The 24,502-nt window shown below is 43.8% G+C and carries 13 protein-coding genes; 11 read left to right on the plus strand and 2 right to left on the minus strand.

Translation table 11 applies throughout. The annotated features are described in order from the left end of the window. Nucleotide 1: 1 nt before the first annotated feature. A complete protein-coding gene (locus tag B3600_RS15480) occupies nucleotides 2-1,900 on the minus strand; it encodes a RagB/SusD family nutrient uptake outer membrane protein (RefSeq protein ID WP_286753583.1) in 1,899 nt (632 codons plus the stop codon). Between the two features lie 12 nt (nucleotides 1,901-1,912). Continuing rightward, entirely contained in the window at nucleotides 1,913-5,095 is a 3,183-nt protein-coding gene (locus B3600_RS15485) for a SusC/RagA family TonB-linked outer membrane protein (protein WP_286753584.1), read from the minus strand. Between the two features lie 439 nt (nucleotides 5,096-5,534). Here B3600_RS15485 and B3600_RS15490 point away from each other — a divergent pair, with 439 nt between their 5' ends. The 11 genes from B3600_RS15490 (at nucleotide 5,535) to B3600_RS15540 (ending at nucleotide 24,494) form a co-directional block, all read left to right on the plus strand. Further along, nucleotides 5,535-9,611, plus strand: a complete 4,077-nt coding sequence (locus B3600_RS15490; protein WP_286753585.1) for a hybrid sensor histidine kinase/response regulator transcription factor — start codon at nucleotides 5,535-5,537, stop codon at nucleotides 9,609-9,611. Nucleotides 9,612-9,794: 183 nt separating this feature from the next. Then, nucleotides 9,795-10,463 (plus strand): fructose-6-phosphate aldolase, encoded by a 669-nt coding sequence (gene fsa / locus B3600_RS15495; protein WP_286753586.1) that lies wholly within the window; start codon nucleotides 9,795-9,797, stop codon nucleotides 10,461-10,463. A 7-nt stretch (nucleotides 10,464-10,470) separates the two neighbouring features. Further along, entirely contained in the window at nucleotides 10,471-11,328 is an 858-nt protein-coding gene (locus B3600_RS15500; protein WP_236560248.1) for a transketolase, read from the plus strand. Between the two features lie 28 nt (nucleotides 11,329-11,356). After that, a complete protein-coding gene (locus B3600_RS15505; RefSeq protein ID WP_286753587.1) occupies nucleotides 11,357-12,319 on the plus strand; it encodes a transketolase family protein in 963 nt (320 codons plus the stop codon). A gap of 113 nt (nucleotides 12,320-12,432) precedes the next feature. After that, nucleotides 12,433-13,269 carry an alpha/beta hydrolase gene (locus B3600_RS15510; RefSeq protein ID WP_286753588.1) on the plus strand — a complete coding sequence of 279 codons (837 nt, stop codon included), beginning with the start codon at nucleotides 12,433-12,435 and terminating at the stop codon, nucleotides 13,267-13,269. A 106-nt stretch (nucleotides 13,270-13,375) separates the two neighbouring features. Further along, a complete protein-coding gene (locus B3600_RS15515) occupies nucleotides 13,376-15,847 on the plus strand; it encodes a glycoside hydrolase family 95 protein (protein WP_286753589.1) in 2,472 nt (823 codons plus the stop codon). A 28-nt stretch (nucleotides 15,848-15,875) separates the two neighbouring features. After that, nucleotides 15,876-17,435, plus strand: coding sequence for a glycoside hydrolase 43 family protein (locus B3600_RS15520; RefSeq protein ID WP_286753590.1), 1,560 nt, complete (start codon nucleotides 15,876-15,878; stop codon nucleotides 17,433-17,435). A gap of 6 nt (nucleotides 17,436-17,441) precedes the next feature. Further along, a complete protein-coding gene (locus B3600_RS15525; RefSeq protein WP_286753591.1) occupies nucleotides 17,442-18,818 on the plus strand; it encodes a glycoside hydrolase family 43 protein in 1,377 nt (458 codons plus the stop codon). Nucleotides 18,819-18,829: 11 nt separating this feature from the next. Next, the gene (locus B3600_RS15530) at nucleotides 18,830-20,734 is read left to right on the plus strand and encodes a sialate O-acetylesterase (RefSeq protein WP_286753592.1); all 1,905 of its coding nucleotides are present in this window, start codon (nucleotides 18,830-18,832) and stop codon (nucleotides 20,732-20,734) included. 78 nt (nucleotides 20,735-20,812) lie between these two features. Continuing rightward, nucleotides 20,813-22,912, plus strand: coding sequence for a hypothetical protein (locus B3600_RS15535; RefSeq protein ID WP_286753593.1), 2,100 nt, complete (start codon nucleotides 20,813-20,815; stop codon nucleotides 22,910-22,912). Nucleotides 22,913-23,081: 169 nt separating this feature from the next. Continuing rightward, nucleotides 23,082-24,494, plus strand: coding sequence for an MFS transporter (locus B3600_RS15540; protein ID WP_286753594.1), 1,413 nt, complete (start codon nucleotides 23,082-23,084; stop codon nucleotides 24,492-24,494). The last annotated feature ends 8 nt before the right edge of the window (nucleotides 24,495-24,502 follow it).

Consider the following 24,502-nt stretch of genomic DNA (forward strand, 5'->3'; position numbering starts at 1 on the left):
GTTACCAGCCTGGGTTCTGATAGAACTCGGGATACATATTGACATCTCTGACCTTTAGTGGCAGCCAATAATGCTTGCTCGTAAATTTGCGTTCCAGAATAACGTTCTCTTGAATATTGACTACGCGATTTTGAGACGGATCTTGGTTGTTAAAGATACCTGCTCGATCAAACGAAACTGCCTTCTTTAAGGTGTAAGGCGCTTCGGTCAATAACAACCAACGGCGCAGATCATTAAAACGGTGACCTTCGAAGGCAAGTTCCACAGCACGTTCGCGACGTAGCTCGGGAAGCAGGGCGGCCGCGGAGCTGAGAAATTTGCTGTCTACATGGCCCACACCGGCGCGATCGCGTACGATATTGATGGCATCGACAGCTGTTTTACCGTAATTGTCTGCTTTGCCCGTAGCCGAATTGGAAGCCATTAGGGCAGACTCGGCATACATCAGATAAACATCAGCAAGACGCATGTAAGGGACGTAAATATGAAGATTGGTACCGTAACTGTAGGCTTGATCATATTTATTGGACGTTAAAGGGATAAATTTGCGTAAGACGTAGCCTGTCTGACTTCCGGTACGGGTATCCCGATAGCTTCCGCCTGTGAATAGATTGGCATAGCGGTTTTTTTCTTCTGATGCCGACATATTTCCCTGTACGACTTTTGTGCCGTCAAAAATAATGTCCTTATAAAAGCGTGGGTCGCGATCTTTCCAGGGGTATTCGGCATTGTATCCCGACTCCGCATCGGACTGGGTAATGTCCTTGATCGGTAAGCCGCTTTTCATGCCATAGTAATCGACATAATTTGCCGTTGGATTAAACTTAAGGTCGCCATCGCCAACCTCCAGTGGAATATATTGTTTGCTTGTTCCCCAGTTAGACACCCAAGCGTCAATATAAGGGCCTCTGAATATAGCCTCTGTACTACCTGGCATGGCCCAGTTTTGTCCCGTGGTGTAAAAGTTTAAATGAATATTGGCCAGGGGTACCAGTGCATAATTTGTCTGGCCGCTCTCCACAAGGGACAGCAATTCGCCAAAGGCCTGGGCAGCTTTTTTGCAGTAATCAGCCTGATAGGTTTTACTTCCGGTGGACTGAAAATTCATCAGTGGACTTCCTGCCCAAAGGTAGTTTTTGCCAAGATAGGCCAGTGCCATGATTTTATTGATGCGCAACTGGTTTTTACCGAGTGTACGCTTTCCAGCGGTTGTATTGTCCCAGTCGATCGGCAAGAGGTTGGCCGCTTCTCTAAAATCGGCCGCGGCAAGGTCTGCACAAGCCTGGTAGCTAAGTCTTGGCAACCGGAGCTTTTCGTCACTTGGGAGTACATAATTGATGTACGGCATACCGCCAAAGTATTCCATCAACCGGTGGTGAAACCAACCCCTGAAAAATAACAATTGCCCTTTGATCAGGTTTCTTTCCTCCTGCGTAGCTTCGGTCAGTTTATCGATATTCTCTAGGCCAAGGCTTATTTTACGAAGGCCAAACCAGGAGGCACTCCATAGATCTCGGAAGGCACGGTTGGCAAATACATCGTCGTTTCTGGTGGTAAAATCGCCCTGATCCATCCAACCAGCACCCCAGCCGTCGAATTCCCTTTGCCAACCCCAAAAATTGCCTTGATCGATCTTGTTTACATAATGAAAGTTGTTCGCTGTGGAGGTTATTTCATCTTCACCCCAGTTCCAGGAGTTGGTCCAGTAGTTGTTGCTGAAATTGACTACACAGTTGTACAGTTCTTCAGTATAACCCTGAAAGTTGATAAAGTTTTTAAATGCTTCTTTGGATGATACATTGGACTGTTCCTCTTTGTCTAGATATTTATTGCAGGATAGTAGTGAGGCAGTGGACCACAGTACACCTGTTATAAAGATTACCTTAAAATATTTTTTCATCTGTCTAATTGCTTAAAAAGTAATGTTTGCACCTAGATTGAAACGCTTTACCGTAGGATAGGCTCCTTGAGAAGCCCAACCGGTACCGGCGTAATTGGATTCTCGGTCATCCGGCATTTTCGACCAGAAGACCAGGTTGTTGCCATTCAGGAATAGGCGGAGGTTTTGAAGGCCTAGGCGTTTGATTATGCCGGATTCGCGATTAAAATTGTAAGCAATTTCTGCTGTCTTTAATCGAATGTATGAACCGTCAAACATATATCTGTTGCCAGGGGCGTAGCTGCTTGACTGGGATAACCACCGGGGGAGTGGTACATCCGCATTGATATTGTCCTTGGACCAATAAGAACCTTCATCGTAGGCTAAATTTAGTTGCCCCGAGAAACTATTGAAGACAACCTGACGCGTCACATTGTTGACGGCATACCATTGTGTCATGACACTGAAATTCTTCCAGTCAAACCCAATTGTACAATTGTAGGTGTTTTGTGGAACGGAGGGAAAGGCATAAGGAATATTGTCTTTGGCATCGATAATACCATCTCCGTTATAGTCCAGGATGTGGTAATTGCCGGGAAGCTTAGCAAGGTCATTGCTTTCATGTATGGTGCTGCCATACAGTTCATCCCAGGTATTATAATATCCGGAGCTAACATAGGAATAGGTTTGACTCACCTGTTTGTTATCCGGTTTTTGATATTCGGGTAGCAACTCAGGTGCATCGGCATTAATGACTTTATCCTTGGCATGAGTAAAATTGACATCGGCCCATATCCGCCAATCGGGGTTAAGTTGTTTATTGAATTTCAGTTCGACCTCATAACCTTTATTTTCTACCTCTCCAAGGTTGGCCGTTGGAGCCTCGACCCCAAAATAGGATGGAATAGACCGACCGCCACCTGTGATAAGCACATTCGTCCGATGATCTTTAAAGAAGTCTACCTTTCCGGAAATCTGTCCATTGAACAGTCCGAAATCCACGCCGAAGTTTAATTTCTTCACTTTTTCCCAACGGATATTGGGGTTTCCAAGCACATTTTCTTTATACCAGATGTAAGGACTGGTATTTCCATCCGAGTAGGAAAACCGGCCGTCTACCCCCATTCCTGAAGTACCGCCATAAGCCCATTGCGTTAAATAAAGAAACTGTCCACCACCACTATCGTCGCCAATATCCCCATAAGAGCCACGCAGCTTTAAGGTGTTCAAAAAGGATAAAGGTTTCATAAACTCTTCTTCCGAAACTAACCAGCCAATACCACCTGAATTAAAAAAGGCAAATCTGTTTTCGGGGGCAAATTTCTCCGATCCTGTATATGCGCCGTTATACTCCAGCATATATTTGTTTTTATAGTTGTAGGTCGTGCGGAATACCCAGTCTTCGCGATAGGAGGGAACGGTGCTTCCCCTACCGTATTGATTTCGGTTGACAAGTCCCATTGCCGAAATATTGTGGTGTTGCGCAATGGTTGTTGCATAATTTAATTGTAGCTGATAAAATAATCTTCTGTAAGTGGCTCTGTCGTCGACAAATCCTGCTCCTGTTGTCCAGTCAATACCCTCCACAAAATCAAATCTATTGGTGCCATCGAAAGGGATCTGATACGTAGGAAGTCCAGTTTTGGGATCTATCCACTTGCTCTGTGTGTTATTATTCGCGTCGTTGATACCACGATTGGCTTCAACAAAAGTGTTATCCAGCGAGAGTGTTCCACGTATATTAAGCCCTTTTGCTAAAAACTTAAGATCCTGTTCCAGTGTGAAATCGCTTGTAATGCGACTTGTAGTTGTATATTCCGTTCCACTGATGGCCAGTACACGCGCGGAGTTTATTCCGGCATTCGGATTTGGCGCATTAAATCCCCAGGTACCATCGGAATAACGTGGGTAAATAACATCCGGTGCTACGGTATAGGCTGCAATCCAATAGGAATAATTATTGCCGCCACCAAATGGACTTTTTCGGACACCACGGGAGCCCGCTAGATTCGTTGAAAATTTTGTTGTTGGCGTAAGCTGGAAATCCAGATTCGAACGTACATTGAGTCGGTTAAATCCATAACCCGCTTTATAACCTCTGGCGTTTTCAAACTGGCGGAACATATCACCTTCGTAGAGATAATCTGCATTGGCAAAGTATTTGACAAATGGTGTACCGCCGGCAATATTAACACTGCTATTTTGCGAAAATGCTTGGCTTTTAAAGAGTTCTTTTGCCCAATCGGTATTTACATAGCGCTCCCGTTCCGTTTGGTCGGCCGGGAAACGGTATTTATTGATAATATCCTGTGGTGAATAATCGGCCCAACTTGCGGGGTTAATGCCTAATTCATACTCAATCACTTTATTGCGTAGCATCAATGCATCGTATGAATCCATTTTGCCCGGAAGCTGGGACACGGTCTTAACAATGTTGTTGACGGTACCGCGTATCAGCATCTGCCCTTCTTTCCCCCGCTTGGTGGTGATTAAAATAACGCCGTTGGCTCCTCTGACACCATACACGGCGGTTGCTGATGCGTCTTTGAGGACGGAAACAGTTTCGATGGAACTGATATCAACCGCGGATAATGGTCGTTCGACCCCATCGACCATGACTAATGGGTCGGTATTATTCCAGGTACTGCGCCCGCGGATCACAATACGAGGGTCTTCCTCCCCCGGCATACCGGTACTTGCCGTGGTAATGACCCCGGGTACGTTACCGGTCAATGCCGCTCCTACACTAGAAACACCACCTGCGCGCTCGAGGATTTTACCGGAAGTTTGCGCAATGGCGCCAACAACGGTTTCTTTTTTCTGACGACCGTAACCGACGACAACGGTTTCCTCGATTTCGATAGACTTATCGGTTAACTGTACTTCTACCGTGTTCTTATTGCGGATATCCACTTCGAGTTGACCATATCCTAGTTTGGAGATGGTCAATAAATTATTATCTGCAGGGACTTGGATCGTGAAAACTCCATTGTCATCGGTAGCCGTGGCTAGCGAGGTGCCCTTTACCCTGATGGAGGCGCCGCTCACCTTTTTATGGTTATTATCGACGACAATGCCCCTTATCTGCCTTTTGGCCTGAGCATAGAGTGTTGCCTGTCCCACATAAAGCAGGAACAGCAGTAAAGTGAGTGGCTTAGCTATACCCCATAGCTTTTTCCAATACCTTACTCGTGTGATTGTACATGTAATCATCATCGCATTTTTGGATTGATAAATAGGTTGAAGAATTCGTGGTTAAATTTTCTCTAATTGGCTAGATACGTTTGTATCCGTATTCCCTTTGATTATTTTGATAAAAAATCAAGGGACAGTCATGGATCATCAGGTACTGTCATATGCTGTATAATAATTGGTTAAATTTTCTTTTATAATGACATAGCAACCGGTTGCATTGGTTGCATATAGTTTTCCCTATATTGGGAACGCCTTTCAAAGCCGTTTATAATTGTAAATCAAAGCTAGCCATTGGAGAATTTAGTGGATAGCAAGAATGTTTAAATGAAGGATAAGAATGTCAAAAATTACCCCTTACATGGTGTAAATGATAGTGGAGACTAGTTTAGTAGGGATTAATTTGATAATTTAGTTGACAGCTCACTTCAAGTTTTTATGGTGAGATGATATACCTAAAGATATGATACGGATTTTACTGGCATTAAGCTGGATATTGCTGACCTTTTTTTCGTACGGGCAAAACCAGCCTGTAACATTTCAACGCTATTATTCAAAAGACGGGCTTTCTTCGAATACCATCTATAGTATCTATCGCGATAGCTATGGTTTTCTTTGGTTAGGAACAGAGGATGGACTTAACCGCTTCGACGGACGTCATTACAATGTGTATCGCTATGATGCCAATAAAGCAAACAGTTTAATGGCAAATCATATATCGGCCTTAAGTGAAGACAGAAAGGGAAGGATATGGATTGGTACTAATGGAGGTGGATTAAGTTATTATGATCGGGAAGCTGACCGCATCCGCTCGTATAATCTTACTCCCGACGGTAAATGGCTCAGCACCGCTATTAATGCAATTGATAACGACGCAAACGGAAATATTTGGATCGCTTCCTATGGTGCTTTGTTTATCGTGGATGTGAATGATCTACAAAAGAAGATGGATCCCACCTATCGACATATTGTGGAAACGTTTGCGGGTAAAGTGACGGGCTGTGTCTTTCGTGATCGACGAGGTAACATGTGGGTATCCTCAGAGAATGGAATTTTTCGTATCTCAGCAGATTTAAAGACTATTAAACGTTTTGAAGTCCTTTCGGAGCAGGAGAGGTATGGGAATGGGATTGAAGTTACCTCCATTGTTGAAGACGATGAGGGGAGAATCTGGATTGGGTCTATGCTTGGACTTAAATATTTGAGTCCTGGCGACGTTCAGTTCAAAAAATTTGGTACGGGATTAGGAAAAGGTGCTTTGAGCAGCCCACGCATTTATACGTTGTGTTACAATCAAAAGCGGGACTTATGGATCGGAACGGATAATGGTCTCGATGTACTTAATACCAGCGATTTTACAGTTCGGACCTTTAAGCCTGATCCAAGTAATGTACATAGCCTTTCTCATAAATCGATACGGTCTATTTTTATGGACAAAAGTGGAATCTATTGGATAGGTACATTTCAGGGCGGCTTAAATAAGTTCGATACCAATTTAAGTCAATTTAGTTTGAAAAGCCTGGATTTCCTGGAAGGAATGACTGGGGACCCAGCTATAGTGACTTCGTTTGCGGCCTATCAAAATAAGATCTTTCTGGGGGTCGATGGTGGTGGTATTTGGAAATACGATCGAACGACGGATCGATTGTCGCCTGTTGTACTATCTGCGAGCCTGCCTAAAGATCTTACGGTGCTGACCTTGGAAAGAAAACTCGATCAACTTTGGATCGGAACTTATCAGCAAGGGGTGATGAATTACGATCTCACTTCAGGAAATCTCAAAAGATACACCGTTGGGAATAGAACAGACAACTTGAATAATAACGATATTTTTTGTTTGAAAGTCGACTTTCAGGGAAATACATGGGTTGGGACAAATGGAGGCGGTGTGAATATCATCCAAAAGGGAAGTGGAACTGTCAAAAAATACAAACGGGAAGAACACTCAGACGATGGGATCGAGCTGCCGGGGAATTTTATACGTGCGCTAACGGAAGATCAGGAGCACAATATGTGGGTAGGAACGTACGGCTCGGGTCTGGTGATGTATGACCCTTTGAAACAACGGACTACACAATATGATAAAGCGAAAAATAAGCTTCCAAGCAATTATGTATTGGCCATACATATGGATAAAAATGGGAATTTATGGGTTGGAACAAATGGCAATGGGGTAGGCTTGCTACGAAGAGGGAAAGTACTATTTGAAACACTTTCCGAGAAAGATGGACTGGTAAATGGTGCTATCCAGAGTATTGTGGAAGACGACAAAGGAAGAGTCTGGTTTTCAACAAACAAAGGATTGAGCTGTTATTCTCCGGCACATCATACGTTTAAAAACTATTCAAATGCCGTGGGATTGCAAGAAGGTGCTTTTATGCTGGGTGCGTCGTTAAAAACGGACGATGGAGAAATTTACTTTGGCGGTCAGAAGGGCTTTAACCATTTTTATCCGGCACATTTAAAAACAAATAGCAATCCTGCCAAGGTCGCACTGACGGATTTAAAAATTGACAATGTGATCGTGCAGCCCACGGAGAAAGGTCCAATTCAGCAGTCTCTGTTGACTGCCGATCGTATCAACCTGAAGTACAAACAAAATTTTTCTATTTCTTTTGCGGCTCTAAATCTAACTGTGCCTGAGGATAACCAATACGAGTACCGACTTGTCGGTTTTGACAAAAATTGGATTCGCAATGGCAAGGAAAACAGTGCCTATTATACAAATTTGGATCCCGGAGACTATGTCTTTGAGGTACGCGCAAGCAATAATGATGGCATTTGGAACAAGGAGATCAAATCAATTGCTATACACGTTGCTCCGCCGTTTTGGCGTACCATTTATGCCTATCTATTTTATGTGCTTGCAGTGTTGGGTGTACTTCTATGGATCAGGCACCGTGGCATTCAAAAGTTAAAGCAAAAATTTGCGATTGAGCAGGAACGTATCCAGGCGCGGCAGCTTATTGAGCAACAGAAAAGGGATGCAGAGACCAAACATCAATTGGATGCAATGAAGATTAGGTTTTTAACTAATTTAAGTCATGAATTCCGCACACCAATCTCTTTGATCATGGGCCCTATAGATGCATTGGTTGCTAAAAATAAAGATAGTAAGCTGGGGGAACAGCTTAATTTGATCAGTCGTAACGCGCGCCGCCTGTTGAATTTAGTCAATCAGTTACTTGATTTTCGAAAAATGGAATACCATGAACTGAAAGTGCAGGATGAAGAAGGTGAATTGGTATCTTTTGTACAGGAAGTATACCGCTCTTTTCAGGACATGGCCTTGCAAAAAGGAATCGATTATTCTTTTTACCCTTGCCAGGAGAAATTATATTGTCGATTTGACCGTAACAAGGTTGAGCGTATTTTGTTTAATTTGATCTATAATGCTTTCAAATTCACGAAAAAAGGTGGGGACATCGCCGTAAGTATATCTTCGGTAAATATGGTCAATAAAAAGCTGCATGTTTACTTTGAAGTGCGGGATACTGGTATCGGAATTCCCGAGCAGTTGCAACAATCGATATTTGAGAGCTTTTTTCAGCATGATACTGAGGGTAAAGTGGCGAGCCAAGGTTCAGGAATCGGACTGTCAATTGCACAATCATTTGTTCAGATGTATCATGGCGAGATTTCGGTAAGCAGTCAACCTGACAGCGGAAGTGTCTTTAAGTTTGATCTATGGTTGGATCAAGCTGATCCAGTTTACGAAGGTGTGCCTGAACCAGAAGGGGTCGCTTTGGCACAACCTGCCGAGCTTAGACAATGTCCACTTGTGTTGATTATTGAAGATGATGAAGATTTTAGGTATTACCTCAGCGAGTCTTTAAAAGAGTATTATCAGGTTATCGAGGCTACCAACGGGAAGGATGGCTGGCAAAAAGCACTTTTCCATCATCCTGACCTTGTGGTGAGCGATGTACAGATGCCGTATATGAATGGTATGGAATTTTCACAGAAGCTTGCACAGGATAAGCGGACAAAACATATCCCTGTTGTTTTGCTAACGGCTTCGCAAGTCGATAATGGTCTTGTCTGTGGCCTTGAGTCTGGGGCGGTGGGTTACCTGACCAAACCCTTTGATATGGATGTACTGGTGGCGAAGGTTAACAGCCTGCTCCAGCTGAACCAAGCATTCAAGGAAGTCTATAGTAAACAGGTATCTATTGTAGCTCCCGAAATGACGATTAAATCCGAAAAAGATAAATTTTTACAAAAAGTGCTCAAATATGTGCACGATAATATCGATAATCCACAACTTTCGGTAGAAGCGCTGAGTGCCCACACATCGATGAGCCGAGCCTCCCTATACAATAAGTTGCTGGAACTTACGGGAATGTCACCCGTAGATTTTATACGCTCGGTAAAACTAGAAAAGGCTGCAGGCTTGCTTGAAAAAAGTGATAAGTCCATTTCTGAAATTGCTTACGAGACGGGATTTGCCAATCCAAACTATTTTACAAAAGTCTTTAAAGCGAAATATCAAATGACACCAAGTGAATATATCCAATTGCAAAAAAGCACATCCGTGTAATAAGCACAAAATTGTTGTTTAAAAAGGTTGTTTTAGATCAGTTTTTTGGAAGGGTAATCTGTTTTAAACATTTTTACCCTTCTTTTTTTTATTTGTTGCAATCCTATCTGGTTGAAAACTATAGTTTTGCCTTATAACCAATCGCTAGAGATCTAGCGAATACAAAACTAATCAACTAAAAAAATGAAATTTTTTATCGATACAGCAAGTCTCACTGAGATTCGTATGGCTCAAAATTTAGGTGTCCTAGATGGAGTGACGACCAATCCTTCGCTCATGGCCAAAGAGGGCATTACAGGAACAACTCATGTACATGCCCATTACAAAGCTATCTGTGATATTGTGGAGGGTGATGTCAGTGCTGAAGTAATTTCGACAGATTATAACGCAATGATTGAGGAGGGCTTGCTCCTGGCAGCCTTGGACACTAAGATTGTTGTTAAGGTTCCGATGACTGAAGACGGCGTTAAAGCGATCAAATATTTTAGTACGAAACATATTAAAACCAATTGTACGTTGGTATTTTCCGCAGGCCAGGCACTCTTGGCCGCGAAAGCTGGAGCTACTTATGTGTCGCCTTTCGTGGGCAGGCTTGATGATATATCTGTTGATGGATTGGCGCTGATCCGTGAAATACGGACCATTTATGATAATTATGCTTTTGAAACCCAAATTCTTGCGGCTTCGGTACGTCATAGTGCGCATATACTAGGTTGTGCCAAGATTGGTGCGGATGTTATGACGGGACCTTTGCAGGCGATCTTCTCCCTCTTAAAACATCCGCTGACGGACAGTGGGCTCGCTCAATTTTTAGCTGATCATAAACGCGTTGCTGCACAAAGTAACAATTGAGATGGTCATGACAAAACATAGTATACATAATTTAGAAGCGATTGTTAAGCAAGTCCGAAGGGATATACTCCGCATGGTACATGGTTGCCAGTCGGGGCATCCGGGAGGATCGTTGGGTTGTACTGAATTGTTGGTCTCTTTGTACTTCGAGTTGATGCAGCGAAACGATCATTTTGACTTGAATGGTATGGGGGAAGATCTGTTTTTCCTTTCCAATGGTCATATCTCTCCGGTATTTTATAGTGTGTTGGCGCGATCGGGGTATTTTCCAATCGATGAACTTGCTACTTTCAGAAAACTCAACTCACGGTTGCAGGGACATCCGACAACGCATGAAGGACTGCCAGGTATCCGGGTCGCTTCGGGATCCTTGGGACAAGGGCTTTCTGTCGCTATTGGTGCTGCTCAAGCAAAAAAACTAAATAAAGATAACCGCTTTGTTTATGTGCTGATGGGCGATGGTGAATTGCAGGAAGGGCAGGTATGGGAAGCGGCCATGTATGCAGCCCACAACGAAATGGACAATTTGATTGCTATTGTAGATTACAATGGTGCGCAGATTGATGGTGCTACCAACGATGTCCTTTCGCTGGGCGACCTACCTCGCAAATGGATGGCATTTGGCTGGAAGGTTATTGAGATTATGCGTGGTAATGATATTAGTTCTGTGATTTCAGGACTTCAAAAGGCTCAGGCTTCAACCGGAGTTGGCTTGCCAGTAATGGTGTTGCTCCATACGGAAATGGGTAATGGCGTCGATTTTATGATGGGCTCGCATAAATGGCATGGCATAGCGCCCAGCGATGAGCAACTAAGTTTGGCCTTAAACCAGAATGCAGAAACATTGGGAGATTATATTGCCTAATCGTTGGGTGATTTTGAAATAGATTAACATGAAAAAATATACATACACAGAATCGAAAGACACACGTTCTGGATTTGGTGCCGGTTTGCTGGAAGCGGGAAAGGAAGACGAAAATGTGGTTGCACTCTGTGCAGATCTGATCGGTTCCCTCAAAATGAACGATTTCATCAAGGCCTTTCCGGAGCGTTTTTTTCAGATCGGCATTGCCGAAGCAAATATGATGGGTATTGCGGCTGGACTTACCGTTGGTGGAAAAATACCGTTTACAGGTACATTTGCCAATTTTTCAACGGGTCGGGTATATGATCAGATCCGACAGTCTATCGCCTATTCAGATAAAAATGTGAAAATCGCAGCTTCGCATGCCGGCCTTACATTGGGTGAAGATGGAGCGACCCATCAGATATTGGAAGATATTGGATTGATGAAAATGCTTCCTGGCATGACAGTTATTAACCCTTGCGATTATAATCAGACGAAGGCTGCAACCCTAGCTGCCGCCAAACACAAAGGGCCGGTCTATCTGCGGTTTGGACGACCTGTAGTACCGGTTTTCACGCCGGAAGATCAGGAATTTGTGATCGGTGAAGCCGTGATGCTCAACCCGGGTAATGCAGTGACCATTTTGGCAACAGGGCATCTCGTTTGGGAAGCTATACGTGCGGGGGAAGAATTGGAAACATTGGGTATTGATGCCGAAATCATTAATATCCATACCATCAAACCCCTAGACGAGAAAGCGGTACTGACTTCTGTCGCTAAGACGGGCTGCGTTGTTACAGCCGAAGAACATAACCGTATCGGTGGACTCGGAGATAGTGTCGCACAACTGTTAGCAAAACAATTGCCTACTCCGCAAGAGTATGTGGCTGTAAACGACAGTTTCGGTGAATCGGGACCGCCAAGTGCGCTGATGGATAAATATGGCCTAAACGCCAACGCTATTGTAGCTGCGGTGTTAAGAGTACTAAAAAGGAAAGTGGCGACCTAATTGCCATGGGCTATTGTTCTATTATGAAATTAGGCAACTGTTTCTAGATTGGATGTGCGCTGTTGCTTTTATCGGTTGCTTACCTAAAATTGATGTACTGTTAAACCAATTATATGATGAGAAAAATGATCTACACGTTATTGTGCGTGTTTTCTGTCAGCTTAATCGCTCGGGCGCAGCAGGCTGCTCCACAAGGATTCGATGTGGAGCGAAAATTGGCGTCCACTGGAAAAATCGACTCTGTAGTTTATCCTTCGAAAACTGTAGGGGTTAATAGGAAAGCCTTAATCTATACGCCGCCGGGATATAGTACCGCAAAAAAATACCCTGTACTGTACCTGCTGCATGGAATCGGCGGTGATGAACGGGAATGGTTCAGACATGGAAATCCACAGGTTATTTTCGATAACCTGTATGCGGAAGAAAAAATGGAACCCATGCTGGTAATCATGCCTAATGGCCGTGCCATGGAAGATGACCGTGCTGGTGGAAATGTGATGGCACCGGATCGGGTAGCGGCGTTTTCAACTTTTGAAAAAGATCTGCTCAATGACCTGATTCCATTTGTTGAAAAGCAGTTTCCCGTTATCAAGGATCGTGAACACCGCGCGATTTTTGGGCTGTCTATGGGAGGAGGCCAGGCGCTGAATTTTGGACTGGGCCATATGGATACCTTCTCCTGGGTCGGGGGCTTTTCTTCTGCGCCCAACACCAAGATGCCACAGGAATTACTGCCTGTTCCAAAAGAAGCTAAAGATAGCCTAAAAATGCTGTGGATCTCCTGTGGTGACCAGGACGGTTTGCTCAATATCAGTAAGCGTACACATGAGTACCTTTTAGAACACGGAGTGCCTCATATTTATTATCTGGAGCCTGGAGGACATGACTTCAATGTGTGGAGAAATGACCTCTATAATGTTTCGCAATTGTTATTTAAGGATAAGAAATAAAAGACCTTAATAAGTTGATCATAGCAATAAACTATTCGACGGTTTGCCTTGGCCTATCTTACAATGAGTTTGTTGGTCCTCTGCATTAATCCCGAAACTGCAAAAAATGGTATCAAGAAAAATGATTGAAAACTTTATTTGGAAGTACATAAGTATATTCATTGTGATCTTGTCACTGAATATGACATTGTTGTTTGCCCAAAAGCGATCGGCATTGACCCTATGGTATGATCGGCCTGCAGACGAAAGGGTATGGGAACAAGCTTTACCACTGGGAAATGGTCGGTTGGGCTCGATGGTTTATGGAATTCCATCTTGTGAACGCATGCAGCTCAATGAGGAAACTATTTGGGCGGGTGGACCTTATCGCAACGATAATAAGAAAGGTGGGGCTGCATTAAAAACTATTCAGCATTATATATTCGATGGAAAATCAGCTGAAGCCGATAGACTTGCGAATGAAACCTTCTTCACCAAAACCCATGGTATGCCCTATCAGACCGCAGGAAATATACTGCTGCGATTTCCTGGGCACGAACAGTATCAGGATTATTATCGCGAACTGGATATTGAACGGGCGGTAGCACTGTCCCGTTATACAGTAGATGGGGTAGCATTTACCAGAGAAGTTTTTACTTCGTTTGCTGATGATGTCATTGTCATGAAAATAAAGTCGAGCAAGAAGGGGAAACTCAACTGCACATTAACTTATGAGAATGAGTCGAAGCATACTATTCACAAAAACGGTGATAAACTTATATTAGCAGGACGAGGATCCGATCATGAGGGTATTAAAGGGCAGGTTGTTTATCAGATTCATACGGGAGTAAAGCATACCGATGGACAGCTTGTTGTGAAAGACCAATCGATTGATATAAAAGGTGCAAGTTCCATTTGTCTTTACATTTCCATAGCGAGCAATTTCCAAAATTACAAGCAATTGGGGGCTGATCCCCATAAGGTGGCCGCTCAAAGGTTGCGAAAAGCGATGGATAAGGATTATCAGCTTGCTTTGCGGCAGCACATCGCTTCTTATGGCAAACAATTTAACCGCTTCCAGCTCCATTTGGGCAGTTTGAGCAGTGAACATCAGGAGCCTATTGCAAAGCGTATCGCAAATTTTGCCCGTACACAGGACCCGGCGCTCGTGACTTTGTTGGCTCAATTCGGCCGCTATTTGCTTATCTGTTCTTCACAGGCAGATGGTCAACCTGCTAATCTGCAAGGCATCTGGAACCGCTCCATGCAACCAGCCTGGGACAGTAAATATACGATCAATATCAATACCGAAATGAACTATTGGCCAGCAGAGGTTACCAACCTTTCTGGCACGCTCCAGCCGTTATTTTCGATGATTAAAGAGCTCAGTGAAAGCGGAGAAGAGACAGCGAAGACATTGTATCATGCGCGCGGCTGGGTAGCGCATCACAATACCGATATCTGGCGCGTGACGAGTCCGATTGATTTTGCGGCTGCCGGAATGTGGCCGAGTGGAGGGCTGTGGTTGTCTCAACATTTGTGGGAACATTACCTTTTTACGGGAGATAAGGTCTTTTTAAGGCAATATTACCCAGTAATGCGGGGAGCTTGCGACTTTCTTTTGTCTGTGCTTGTCGAGCATCGTGGTTATCCGACTAAACAATGGCTCGTTCTGAGTCCTTCAATTTCGCCCGAGCAAGGGCCACTTGCGGCAGGAGTAACCATGGATAATCAGCTATGCTACGACATGCTGACACGTACTGCTTTGGCGGCAGAAGCCCTCGGTGTTGATGCAATGTATAGGGACACATTATTGGCAACGGCACGGCGGATTCCACCAATGCATATAGGTCGTTATAATCAGTTACAAGAATGGCTGGAAGACGTGGATGATCCGCACAATCAACATCGGCATGTATCCCATTTATATGGATTGTTTCCAGGTAGTCAAATTTCACCGTTCCGCACGCCTGAATTGTTTGAGGCAGCACGTAATTCGTTGATCTATCGAGGTGATTTTGCGACGGGATGGTCAATTGGATGGAAAATAAATTTATGGGCCCGTTTATTGGACGGAAACCATGCCTACGAAATTATAAAAAAGATGTTGACGGTTTCCGATGAAAACCATCCCGAGGGACGTACCTATCCCAATCTGTTTACGGCACATCCTCCATTTCAGATTGATGGTAATTTTGGCTTAACGGCCGGAATTGCGGAGATGCTGATTCAAAGCTACGATGGTGCTGTGCATTTACTGCCAGCTATTCCCGATCAATGGAAAGAGGGCTGGGTAAAGGGGATCAAGGCGCGCGGTGGATTTGAAATTGAAATGCAATGGCAAAAAGGAAAGATAAAGGAAGTTATGGTCTTTTCATCTTTAGGCGGTAATTTGCGGCTGCGAATGGCTTCGCCATTGAAAGGACCTGAACTTCAACTAGCAAAAGGCGATCAGACTAATGCCCTTTTAGCTCCTGTAATAACACCAGCGAGTATTCATTCGGCAGATTCACACCTGAAAGGAATTGAATTACCAAGCTATTATGAATACGATGTACGAACCTTGCCTGGAAAATACTATACATTTAAGGTTTACTAAATTAATGCGACTCATAAAAACTGTCAATATGTTAAGAATGAAAATCAGCGCTTTTGTCTTCTCCTTGATGATCACGTTTTTGGGAGCGACAGCGCAACAGGCCCATAATCCAATCATCTTTGCTGACGTGCCCGATATGTCCATGATACGCGTCGGTGATACCTATTATATGAGCAGCACGACCATGCATATGAACCCCGGTGTCCCGATTATGAAGTCCAAAGATCTGGTCAATTGGACGATGATTAATTATGCTTACGATCATCTTGGCGATCAGGATGAACTCAATCTGTCAAACCATAAAAATGCGTATGGGCACGGCTCCTGGGCAAGCAGTTTGCGCTTTCATGAGGGGCGTTACTATGTCAGCACATTTTCGGCCAATACAGGAAAAACGCATATTTACCAGACAGCAGATATTGAACATGGACCCTGGACTTCGAAAGAATTTCAACCGATGATGCACGATCATAGCTTATTCTTTGACGAGGGGAAAATTTATATGATCTGGGGTGGGGGGCGCATCTATATTGCTGAATTATCGCCAGATTTTTCAGGTGTTAAAGCAGGAACACAACGGGTATTGATAGAGAATGCCTCTTTACCCGCCAATCCTAAAGAAGGCAAAGCCGGTTTACCTGCTGAAGGATCCCAAATGTTTAAGATCAATGGTATGTATTATCTTTTTAATATTTCATGGCCAGCGGGAGGGATGCGCACAGTAATTGTACATCGGGCCAGCCAATTGGAAGGTCCGTATGAGGGGAAAGTGGTTTTGCAGGATCAGGGTGTGGCACAGGGAGGGCTGATCGATATGCCCAATGGAAAATGGTATGCTTATCTTTTTCAGGATTATGGTGCTGTAGGCCGAATTCCGTTTTTGGTTCCGGTCTACTGGGAGGATGGCTGGCCTGTGCTTGGAATTGATGGAAAGGTAGCAACCACATTGGATCTTGCCGCAAATAAAAGCTTAAGCCCTGGAATTGTTAGCTCAGATGATTTTGAGCGGAAAGCTGGCGAACCCGCCCTTCCCCTAGTATGGCAATGGAACCATAACCCAGCTGTTGATCTATGGTCAGTGACCGAACGCAGTGGCTTTTTGAGACTGCGAACCGGCGACCTTACTGATGACTTTCTGTCGGCTAAAAATACATTGACGCAACGCACCATCGGCCCGAGCTGCAGCGCCGCTATTGCTGTAGAGGTTTCTAACATGAAAGATGGTGATTTTGCCGGATTATCGCTATTGCAAAAAAACTATGGTTTAGTAGGAGTTCGGATGGAAGGAAACACAAAATCATTGGTAATGATCAATGCGATGACGGGGGCACCACAAGAACTGGCCAAGATCGACCTCAAACAGCAACGTGTATTTTTTAAAGCGAGCTGTGATTTTTCAAACAAAAAAGATACGGCCCAATTTTTTTATAGTGCGGATGGACACAATTGGAACAGAATAGGTAACGTGTTAAAAATGAGTTATACCATTCCTCATTTTATGGGGTATCGGTTCGGACTTTTTAACTATGCGAGTAAAGCAGCTGGCGGCTATGTAGACTTTGATTACTTCCATTTGACCAGCAATTAAAATGATATGAGAAAACAATTTTTTACGCTATTACCGGTCGGGTTTCTGATCATGTTTTTTGTTACGATAAGTGCATTGAAGGCACAAAATCCGATTGTACAGACCGCCTATACGGCGGATCCGGCGCCTATGGTGTATAATAACCGTCTTTATCTTTATACCACACAGGATCAAGAAGAGTCCACCTGGTTTACTATGAATAATTGGCGGGTATATTCAACCATTGACATGGTGAACTGGACGGATCATGGTGCGATTCTCTCTTATACTGATTTTGATTGGGCAAAAGGTGATGCCTGGGCGGCACAATGTGTTGAAAAAAACGGTAAATTTTATCTATACGTGCCTGTTATTTCTAAACAGAACAACCGCGGTGCGATCGGCGTTGCTGTCGGGGATAGCCCATTAGGTCCATTTCATGATCCTTTGGGCAAACCGTTGCTGCAGAGTGAATGGGGCGATATCGATCCGACAGTATTTATTGACGACGATGGTCAGGCGCATATGTACTGGGGTAATCCCCAATTGAAATATGTCAAGCTGAATGAAGATATGATCTCCTATGCAGGTGATATCGTTGAGGTTCCAATGACGGCAGCTTCTTTCGGAAAACGAGCGGGCGACCCGAAACGACCGACAAGCTATGAGGAGGGTCCCTGGTTGTATAAAAGAAACGGCTTGTATTATCTCTTTTGGCCGGGAGGTCCTCTACCTGAATTTATCGGTTATTCGACCAGCGAAAAAGTCGAAGGTCCCTGGAAGTATGGCGGAGTAATCATGCCTGCGGAAGGAAAAGCATTCACAAACCATCCAGGTGTTGTTGATTTTAAAGGAAAGAGTTACTTCTTTTACCACAATGGAGCTTTGCCCGGCGGTGGAGGTTTTACGCGCTCTGTTGCTGTTCAGGAGTTAAGCTTTAATCCAGATGGCAGTATCCCGCCGATGAAAATGACAGCTGGAATTACTCGTGCGCTAGCAGCGGTGAATCCCTACGAGCTCCATCAGGCCGAAATGATTGCGTGGTCCGAATATGTTAAATCCTATCAGAATGAAAAAGTAGGCGTTTTTATAAAGGCAAAGAAAGATGGAGCCTATACCTGTGTGAAAAACGTTGACTTTGGTGAGAGAGGTGCAAGCAATTTTTTTGCGCGAGTGGGAACAACACATAACGGTGGTGTCAGTATGGAGGTACGTTCGGGAGCGATCGATGGGGCTTTACTAGCTACGATACAAGTTCCCATGACAGGAGGCGATGACCGTTGGACTACAGTGGAGACTATACTAGCCAATAAAGTGAAGGGAGTACATGATTTATACTTTGTTTTTAAAGGCAAGGCTCCGTCAAATATCCTGTTTTTCGATTGTTGGAAATTTGGAAGGTAAAGTGGTAGAATATGTTTTTTAGAATAGAAAATTTCTTTTGCTTTTCATCTTTTTTTAGTCGTCTAACACTGGTTTTTGTTTGTCTTATCGGACTGCTGCCATGCGCTGCCCGTGTACGGCTGCCAGCAGTCATGGGAGACCAGATGGTTCTACAGCGGGATATCGAACTCCATATTTGGGGATGGGCATCGAAAGGTGAGAAGGTTACCCTTCGTTTTAGAGGGGCATACTATTATACAGAAGCCGGACAGGATGGCAAGTGGAATGTGCAGATCCCGCCACAGCGTTATGGGGGACCCTATACGATGGAGATTAATGACATTGTTATTCGTGATGTGTTAATCGGCGATGTCTGGCTTTGTTCGGGTCAGTCTAATATGGAAACGCCAATTAAGCGTCTTGTCGAACGTTTTCCTGAAATAAATGAATCTAATAATCATATGATCCGTTATTTCAAGGTTCCGACACAAAATAGTCCCATTGAGGTAAAGGAAGAGATACCGCCTGGTGAACGTTGGCATTCGGGCATAGCTTCAGATGTGATGAATTGGACGGCATTAGCCTATTTCTATGCATTGGAGTCCTACCAACATAACGGTATTCCGGTCGGAATGATCGTATCTAGCCTTGGTGGATCGGGAATAGAACGCTGGGTCGACCAGAAGTCTCTAAAGCAATTTCCAGAGCTGTTGCTAGATCAACATGCGATCGATAGCCTTAGGTTGGCCGAAAAAGCTGACGGGGTAGATCTGTGGACCGCAGAAAATTATAATGATTTGCATTGGCCAACAGTGCCGGTTCCCGAATACTGGAGCAAACCGCATCGATTAAACAGAGGTGTCAGTTATTTTCGGAAGGATTTTGCTGTTCCGACGGCTAAAGAGGGGCGGCATGCCAAGTTGTATTTGGGAACGTTGATTGATAGTGATTCCGTTTATGTAAATGGTCATTTTGTCGGTTCTACGGCCTATCGGTATCCACCACGGATTTACGATATACCAGCGGGGGTACTCCGCGCTGGAAGAAATAATTTAACTGTACGTCTGCGAATGGACGACAAGGATGGTGGATTCACACCTGATAAATCCTATGAGATCAAGCTCGACGACGTACGCATTGATCTCACAGGCGAATGGCATTGGCAAGTTGCCGTGGACCAAGATAAAGTTGATCGCTATAAAAGCCGCCTACAGAACTTGGGACAGGTTGGCTCAGGCCTCTATAATGGAATGATCTATCCGTTGCATGACTACGGGTTAAAGGGAGTAATTTGGTATCAAGGGGAGGCCAATACCGCCAATCCATTACGTTATCAGCGGTATCTTACGTCGTTGGTCCATAGTTGGCGCGCGCATTTTGGTCAACCGCAGCTCCCCTTTCTGATGGTACAGTTGCCGAATTTTATGGTCAAGGATACAGTACCAGCAGAATCCAATTGGGCACGGATCAGAGAAGCTCAGTTTCAGGTCAGCAAAGAAATACCATTTACAGCACTAGCGGTAACATATGATCTTGGTGAGTGGAACGATATTCATCCGCTCAATAAAAAGGATATGGCCAAGCGACTATTTGTATGCGCACGCAAGATGTTGTATAAAGACCAAGTCGTTGCTTCAGGTCCTCAGTATAAGCAGATGCGGGTTGATGGGGATCGGATTATTATTTCATTCGACGAAATTGGAAAGGGGCTGGCAATCCGTCAGGGAAAAAAACTACAGCATTTTGCAATTGCCGGTTCAGATCAAAAATTCTTGTGGGCGAATGCCGTCATACGTGGGAATGAGGTCGTGTTGAGTCATCCAAAGATCAGCAATCCAAAGGCAGTCCGCTACGCGTGGAGCAACAATCCTGAAGATGCAAATTTAATCAATAAAGAAGGAATGTTAGCGGTACCATTTCGTACCGATAATTGGTAAGCATGCGTAATTGAAGCCAAAGAAATCAAATGAACAGCATAAAATATAATTCAGCAATTTAATTAATTTAATCAATTTATGAAGGGACTAAATATTGTCTTAAAAAAACGGACAATGGTATTGTTATTATCCGTTACGGGAATTTTATCAACAACAAGGATACTGGGGCAGCAGCAAAATATGGTGAAAGATCTCAGTAAGGGGTTTGTGCACCAGTCTATCGGTAATCCATACCTACCACTTTGGGAGCATCTCCCTGATGGTGAACCCCGTGTTTTTGAAGATCCTGACCAACCCGGCAAATATCGCGCTTATATTATTGGTTCCCATGATCTACGTTTTACCAGTTATTGTGGGCCTGACATTCGGATGTGGTCAGCGCCGATTGAAAACTTAACGAGTTGGCGCGATGAGGGAGCTATTTTTACCTATCCGATCGATGGAAAATGGGATGTGATGTATGCCCCAGATCTGGTCGAGGTCAAACGTAAAGGTGGGAAAAAAGAATACTACTTGTTTCCACACAGCAGAGGAGATAAACGTGAAGCAATGGTAGTCAAAGGCGATCGGCCGAATGGGCCCTTTAAACCTATAAATCTCACGGAAGATGGCAAGCGTACCCTGCCTGGAAGTATCCTTGGATTTGATCCGGCCGTTTACATTGAATATGTGACGGATCCCAAAGATCCTGATTACGAAATTGGATTCCGGGCATACGGTTTTTGGGGGTTTCAACGCTCGATGGCGGCACAGTTAGATCAGAAAACGATGTATTCGCTGCGACCGGGTACCGAAATTATTAATTATCTATTGCCGGCAAGTGCACGATATGGTGAATTGCGAGATCCAAAAGGTACTGCGTACCCTAATATTTTTGAAGGGGAGGATTTAGGAACTTTTAATTTTTTTGAAGCGTCGTCAATTCGTAAAGTCGGCAACAAATATGTATCGGTATACAGTGGCTATTCAGGTCCAGAATATGGGGTAGGGAGCTCAAATTCAACCTTACGGTATGCGGTCGCAGATTCACCCTTGGGGCCTTGGAAGAGCGGCGGTGTCCTGGTCGATTCCCGTGCTCCAGTATTAAATAAAGACGGATCGGCTATCGAAACCAGTAATGCAGGGCATAATACCCATGGGAGTATCGAACTGATTAACGGACAATGGTACGTATTTTACCATAGACCACCGCGCGGATTTGGTTTTGCACGTCAGGCTGTGGTCGAACCTATCAAAGTTGCATGGGATGAAAAAAGTGTCAAAGAAGGGGGAATGGTTTCTATCCGGGCTTTTGACCCTTTTCAAGAAAATTTAACCATCAAAGATAAACAAGGAAAAGAATATAAAGGTGCAGAGGTAACATCAGAAGGATTTCATTTTTATGGATTAGACCCTTATCGGTACTATTCTGCTGGATATGCCTGTTACCTTTCAGATATCAGTTTGCAACAGGATTCATGGGATGTATGGGATAACCATATGCCTGTGACAAATATGAAAAATGGAACTATCGCGGGTTTTAAATATTTCGGATTCGGTGGTCTGAAACAGGATAAGTTTGGGTTAAAGGCTTTTGAGGGAACGAAAAAGGGAAACCGCACAGCTTTTAATCTGTTTATTGCACCAAAGACACAGACTTCATTTAAGGTCAACGTGTGGCTGGATGGCCCTTGGGATAATGATACCTGGAAAGGAAAGCGGATTGCCCAAATAACCGTTCCGGAAAATACTGCGACAACAGTAAAGCAATTTACGGTCGATGTTTCTAACTATGTGGATCAACTGGATGGCAAACATGCCTTGTTTCTGGTCGCTGAGGGTGAAGAAGGCAAGCCGCTTTTTGATTTTATAGGATTGGGATTTAGTTCGAAAGACAAAAAAATTGAACGTCCAGTACCACCTTCGGTTACGATTACAGTGAATGGCAAAAAACTAATGTTGCCTTCGATTCCTGTGCGATCGACTGATGAGAATGGCATCGTTGGTTACAACTATTATGAAGTTACTTTTCCAATGGAAAGCAACGACAAGAAGATTCCAGTAGTGAAGGCTGTGGCAAATAATGCTGAAGTTAAAATCAAAGTTAAACAAGGCAGTTCGTTGACCGGTTACGCACAGATAGATTGTGTTTACAGAGGACAAACCAAAAGCTATCTTGTAAAGTATGTAAAGAATTGAACCTTTAGCCGGTAAGTGGCTTTACCAATCATGTAGAAAAAGGCTGTCTAAAAAATAGACGGCCTTTTTTAAACATTTTTATTGGAATATAAAACATTTGTATTGGTTCCCGGTCCAAAGCTACTTGTATTTTTACCCTTGTAATTCAACTAATCGAATAACCAATTATATGGATCAAAGTATGACCGAGGTAAAGCCTATTAAAGGTTTTTACAAACTTTCAATGAAACAACGGGTGGGGTTTGGTGCTGGTGATCTTGCCCAGAATCTTATTTACCAGACTGTTTCGATGTACCTCCTGATTTTTTATACCAATGTTTATGGAATTTCTGCTGCTTCGGCAGGAGTGATGTTTCTTATTGTCCGAATCGTGGATGTACTGTGGGATCCCATTGTAGGCGCATTTGTTGATAAAAGAAATCCACGGATGGGAAAGTACAGATCTTATTTGGTGTTGGGAGGAATTCCGTTGACGGGTTTTGCAATTCTGTGTTTTTGGAATGGATTTTCGGGTTCTTTGGTCTATGCCTATGTCACTTATGTTGGGCTATCCATGCTTTATACCCTGGTGAATGTCCCCTATGGTGCTTTAAATGCTTCCTTGACGAGGGATACAGACGAGGTGACGAAACTAACATCGACGCGTATGTTCATGGCCAACGTTGGTGGGCTTGCGGTCGGGTATGGCGTTCCGTTGGTTGTACAGTATTTCTCTCCGGATGGAAAGATAAACTCAAAAGATTCGGCAGAAGCTTGGTTTATAACGATGCTGATTTACGCTTTAGTCGGATTGGCCCTTCTAATTTTTTGTTTTTCACAAACAAAAGAGCGGGTTATTATGGATGAAAAGGATACTGATAATGTGCGTGTATCTGATCTATGGCGAGAATTTAAGCACAATCGGCCTTTACGCATTTTGGCCTTTTTTTTCATTACAGCATTTGCGATGATGGCCATTGGTAATTCGGCAGGATCCTATTACATGATCTACAATGTACATGCTCCGGATATGTTGCCTTATTTCATGGCACTGGGGTCTTTACCTGCTTTCATCTTTATGCCATTGGTGCCAGCTATCAAACGTGCAATAGGTAAGAAGCAAATGTTCTATGTTTTTCTGGGTGTCGCTATCCTTGGAATGCTCATGTTATATATGATTTCATCCAACGAGACACTTAAGGGCAATATTGGATTGGTATTGACAGCTCAGTTTATTAAATCAACGGGCGTAATCGTTGCTACGGGGTATATGTGGGCGCTTGTGCCCGAAGTCATATCCTATGGCGAGTATAAAACCGGTAAGCGTATTTCGGGGATTGTCAATGCACTGACAGGTATTTTTTATAAGGGTGGCATGGCACTGGGAGGTGTAGTGCCCGGGTTGGTACTCGCCTATGTTGAATTTGATAAAGATAATGCCATAATACAATCTGCACTGGCTGAAAAAGGAATTTTATGGTTGGTGGCCGTTATTCCTGCAGTACTTTTGGTACTCGCCATGGTTGTTATCTCCAGATATGAACTGGATGATGTAACGATCGATAAAATTAACCGGGATATAGAATCAAGACATACATATTAATCAAAAAT

This window comes from Sphingobacterium sp. UBA2480, from assembly GCF_002341965.1.
Taxonomy (GTDB): Bacteria; Bacteroidota; Bacteroidia; order Sphingobacteriales; family Sphingobacteriaceae; genus Sphingobacterium; species Sphingobacterium multivorum.

What these genes read in the sequence shown, in the direction of transcription:
- B3600_RS15510 (WP_286753588.1), top strand. Translation starts at nt 12,433, where the DNA reads ATGATGAGAAAAATGATCTACACGTTATTGTGCGTGTTTTCTGTCAGC.
- fsa (WP_286753586.1), top strand. Translation starts at nt 9,795, where the DNA reads ATGAAATTTTTTATCGATACAGCAAGTCTCACTGAGATTCGTATGGCT.
- B3600_RS15505 (WP_286753587.1), top strand. Translation starts at nt 11,357, where the DNA reads ATGAAAAAATATACATACACAGAATCGAAAGACACACGTTCTGGATTT.
- B3600_RS15515 (WP_286753589.1), top strand. Translation starts at nt 13,376, where the DNA reads ATGGTATCAAGAAAAATGATTGAAAACTTTATTTGGAAGTACATAAGT.
- B3600_RS15485 (WP_286753584.1), bottom strand. Translation starts at nt 5,095, where the DNA reads ATGATGATTACATGTACAATCACACGAGTAAGGTATTGGAAAAAGCTA.
- B3600_RS15535 (WP_286753593.1), top strand. Translation starts at nt 20,813, where the DNA reads ATGAAGGGACTAAATATTGTCTTAAAAAAACGGACAATGGTATTGTTA.
- B3600_RS15500 (WP_236560248.1), top strand. Translation starts at nt 10,471, where the DNA reads ATGACAAAACATAGTATACATAATTTAGAAGCGATTGTTAAGCAAGTC.
- B3600_RS15520 (WP_286753590.1), top strand. Translation starts at nt 15,876, where the DNA reads ATGTTAAGAATGAAAATCAGCGCTTTTGTCTTCTCCTTGATGATCACG.
- B3600_RS15530 (WP_286753592.1), top strand. Translation starts at nt 18,830, where the DNA reads ATGTTTTTTAGAATAGAAAATTTCTTTTGCTTTTCATCTTTTTTTAGT.
- B3600_RS15525 (WP_286753591.1), top strand. Translation starts at nt 17,442, where the DNA reads ATGAGAAAACAATTTTTTACGCTATTACCGGTCGGGTTTCTGATCATG.
- B3600_RS15480 (WP_286753583.1), bottom strand. Translation starts at nt 1,900, where the DNA reads ATGAAAAAATATTTTAAGGTAATCTTTATAACAGGTGTACTGTGGTCC.
- B3600_RS15490 (WP_286753585.1), top strand. Translation starts at nt 5,535, where the DNA reads ATGATACGGATTTTACTGGCATTAAGCTGGATATTGCTGACCTTTTTT.
- B3600_RS15540 (WP_286753594.1), top strand. Translation starts at nt 23,082, where the DNA reads ATGGATCAAAGTATGACCGAGGTAAAGCCTATTAAAGGTTTTTACAAA.